The sequence below is a fragment of the Mesorhizobium sp. ORS 3428 genome, assembly GCF_001854785.1.
Taxonomy (GTDB): domain Bacteria; phylum Pseudomonadota; class Alphaproteobacteria; order Rhizobiales; family Rhizobiaceae; genus Mesorhizobium.
Genome location: NZ_MDFL01000045.1, coordinates 1 through 3,916, shown reverse-complemented (window position 1 = coordinate 3,916; position 3,916 = coordinate 1). Strand labels below are relative to the sequence as shown.

At 56.3% G+C, this 3,916-nt stretch carries 3 protein-coding genes; all 3 read left to right on the top strand.

Annotation, left to right across the window (positions count from 1 at the left end):
• The first annotated feature begins 858 nt into the window (after positions 1-858).
• Complete coding sequence (locus ORS3428_RS05750; RefSeq protein ID WP_071095395.1) at positions 859-2,043, top strand: MFS transporter; 1,185 nt, start codon at positions 859-861, stop codon at positions 2,041-2,043.
• 6 nt (positions 2,044-2,049) lie between these two features.
• The gene (locus ORS3428_RS34390) at positions 2,050-3,327 is read left to right on the top strand and encodes a saccharopine dehydrogenase C-terminal domain-containing protein (RefSeq protein ID WP_083355011.1); all 1,278 of its coding nucleotides are present in this window, start codon (positions 2,050-2,052) and stop codon (positions 3,325-3,327) included.
• Positions 3,218-3,916 (top strand): SidA/IucD/PvdA family monooxygenase (locus ORS3428_RS05740; RefSeq protein WP_157895930.1); only part of this gene is annotated, 699 nt, incomplete at its 3' end. The genes ORS3428_RS34390 and ORS3428_RS05740, both read left to right, overlap by 110 nt.

Sequence of the window (3,916 nt, the reverse complement as noted above, 5' to 3'; positions counted from 1 at the left end):
CACCGAGCACATCTCGTCCATAAAAGTTTTCGGACCGCAGACTTGCGGCTCCGGGCATGATCGCCTGCCGATAGACAGGACGCTCTATTGGTTAAGGCACCGCCACTCCTCGATGGGAGCACCGGTCGGCATCGAGCAACCGCTACAGATCTCCACCACCCCTCCCCAGATGCAGCAGGGCCCAGTCCCGGCGCCGTTGGCTTTTTGGTGGAGGCCCGCTTCTGGATCGGTAGTCGAGGCGTGCGTATTGTCCGACCGCTTTTAGCCTTTGAAGCTCAATCGCTGTTGCGTCCCACCGGCATAAGGCATGGTCGCAGGCGCATTCCGCGCCGCAGCATAGGCATCGTATCGTGGCGCACCTCGCGGCGGCCAGCCTGAGGCCCTGCCCGCCTCTCAACTCCTGTAGGATAGTTGTGACTCACCGAAGCCAGGCCTACCCGTCCCAACGGCGCCGCCCGACATCTTTTGTCGGGTTTGTCGAGTTCACGATAGGGGCGTTCTTTAGCCGAGCTCTAGCTTTTCTTCAGGCTAATCGACTGAAAAGAAATCACAAAATTCCTTCTTCGGCTCAATCGATCAAACTGGCATGAATCTTGAGCATCTCCGTTGCCAGGCGGGCGGCAGCTGACTGTCGCGGTTCATATCACGGCTAGCCACAATGGAGGGCTGGAGTAAAGCGATACTCTACGGTTGTGCACGCGTTGCTCAAAGCACAGTAGACATGTGTTCACAGAACGGCCGAATAGCCGTTGAAATACAACATCGCTCCGTGCGGAAGCAGCGTATAACTTCATGGAATGAGAAATGAACGCCCCCACTATTTCACTCGTCAGTGCTCGTGTTCTGTGGTATAGGCGTATGTTCATCGCTGAACGATGCCTGATTTCGTTCGCGATGGGCATTTTTGYGCTGCTTCCAGTTTACCTGTTGTCGATTGGGCGAGACGAGATCTTTTTTGGYTCGATGTCAGCAGCGGGCATGGCGACCGCCATCTTGATAGTCTTGATCAGTCCTTCGCTCACCCGGCAGTTTAGCGTGCGAAGGCTTGCACCTATCGGCGGGCTTCTCTATGCAGCAGGCTGCGCGACCATCCTCATAAACGAGTTTTCGGGGGTGCGCGCGACACTCCCCTACTTCCTGAGCTACATGCTGCAATCAGGTGGATGGGCGCTGCACTTCACCGTGGGCTCAATCTGCATTGCCGCCCTTTCAAGCGATGCAGACCGGTCATCGAGCTTCATGGCCTACTCTGCATTCTCAACCTTAGGGCTAGCCTGCGGACCTCTGCTAAGCAGCCTCGTTACCCGGTTCACCGGCTTGGGCACGCTGGACATGTTCATTCTGGCAATGCTTGCGGCGACGGCAGGTTCCGCATTGTCATCGTGGGCAGCGCAGCATGCGGCGAACATCCGCGACGCCGATATTCCCAACAACGCCTCGCTTGCACGCGACCTTTTCACTCTCCTTTTCAGCAATTCTGCAATGTTTTTTGTACTCGTACTGCTGTCGGCAAGCATTTACACCACTTTGATAAACTTCCAGGCTCCATTTGCGAACAATTCYGGTCTTCGGTATGAAATATTTTTTGGCTCTTGGGCGATAGGAGCAGTCGGCTCTAGGTTTTCAATTGGTCCGCGCGTGAGCCGCGGTGCRCCCGATCGGATCTTGCCGTTACTCCTGGGCGGGATGGTTATTTCGCTTCTCGGTTTCCACTACTCTCCGGGTCATCCTGTTATTTACGCGATGGGATCACTGGCGACCGGCATAACCTACGGGCTATCGTATCCCTTGATGCAGGCAGAAGCTGTCCGCGTGACTGCGCCGCAGTCCCGAACCTTGGTGCAGATCATCTTCAGTCTTTCCTATTTCCTTGGCTTGTATTTCTTCCCCTTCGCTGCGGGCATCGTGTCAGTTCACCTGGGGTACGATACACTGACGGCGTTAATTCCCGGCTTGGCTCTGCTGCAAACGGCTATTGCTCTTCTTGGCTATCGCACGACTCGGCGCAACCCGGCTTCGACCGCGGCCGGCGAYAAAGGCTAAAGCACGATGTGCGGGAGGTCCCATGTCGTCATCGGAGCCGGCCCAGTCGGYCGGGCGGTTGCCCTGCAACTTGCGAGCCAGCAGGACGCGTTGGTTGTGCTGATTGACAGGAGCCGTTCTGTGCTTGCTAAGGCGCAAGGGCTTCTGAGCGACGTCAAAAACATCCGCTTTGACGTGTCATTAGGTCCATGCGCTCTCTCAATTCAAGCACGATCGCTGATCATGGCGACGTCTTGGAATGACTGCCGAAATTTGGTCGTCAAACTCGCGCACCAAATGCACGAGGCAGGTCTACACACTCCTATTATTTGCGTCGGCAGGCCAGACCCCGAGGATCCTGACATCGCCCGGATGCCGCCTAACGGTCCGCCGGTAGTCTTGGGAGCGGGTCTCGAACCAGGATTGGTTGAATCGTTAATCTCACTGACAGCAGCTGAACTAGACGGCTTAGAGAGTATCGTAACTCATTGTGGAGGGATTCCAAAAATTCCGGAACCTCCACTGAACTATGCTCTCGCCTTTGGACGTCGGCTGCCCATAGAGCAGAGGCCCGCGTTGGCTCGACTCAATGGCCGAGCCGTAACACGAAATCGATTCGAAAGCGTGTCTTCGTTGTTCGTGGAGGGGGTCGGACTTCTTGAGGCATACGATGACGCAATGGTTCCTTCGACTGCCGCAAGCACTCATCTCAGCATTCCGACCATCCGACAATTGACTGTACGATGGCCGGGCTTTGCGGATGGCGTTCGGATGTTGCATCGCCTCGGGCTACTGTCCGAGGAGGAGATTGAGATCGGGAGCGCCCGCCTACGGGTCAAGCACGTCACGGAAGCGCTTTTAACTCGCCGGAGCCTAAAGGAACATGGCGACCAGGTCATCCTTGATGTGGCCATTGAGGATCGCCATCGCAAACCTGGCCGCTGGACGTGCGTCTTTCGCTCCGCACTTCAGGAACGAGGCTTCTCAAGCATGGCTATCGCGACTGCGGTTCCAGTGGCCGCAGCCGTGGAATGTGTCACGCACAAACAGTTGCGGGGCGCCATACACCCCGGCGAACCCACTCTCGCCGAAGTCGCCTCGATGGCCCTCGAGAAAATGAGGGGAAGCCRGATGGCTGTCTTAGCCGACCGCGCAACTGGGCTGTTGGAAACAAGCACGATTTTTGGAGCCGGTCATGCAAAGACGGAAAACGCTGCTCGTGGGCAGCGGACCAGCAAACCTTGCACTGCTGACGTGCCTGAAAGAATGGGGTTCCTCAGTTCTGGATTCGCTGGAAGTCCTTGAGCGCCGCGACAGTGCAGAATGGCACCCAGGCATTGCTTTCGCGGATTCAAGACTCCAAGTCTCCTTGTTCAAGGACCTGGCATTCCTGAGGAATCCGGCAAGCCCATTCACTTTCTTCTCGTTCTTGCACGACAGGGAGCTTCTCTACCATTTTATCCATACGAACGAACTATATCCTTCAAGGAAGCTATTCTCCGACTATCTGGTCTGGGTAAGCGGGTTTTTTGCGAATAAGATTTGTTTCGGCAAGGAGGCGGTGGAAGTCAGGTTCCGCGAGAGGCCATCAGGAACCCCAACCCTTGTCGTCACGGTACGGGATGTGTCGAGCGGGGACGTTTCGGAAACCGAAGCTGACGACGTGGTCGTGAGCCTTGGGCATGAACCATACCTTCCCGAAGAACTGGCCGTCGATCCCGGCCGCGTGGTGCATTCAAACTTCTTCCTATCTCATGCGAACGAGGGGATGATCAACGCGAACGCGCGCGTTGCAGTCGTCGGATCCGGGCAAAGCGCCGGCGAGATAGTCAGATTTCTGCTTCAGCATCGGGAAGTATCGGAAGTTATCGTCGTTGGTCGGCGCCACCTCTTT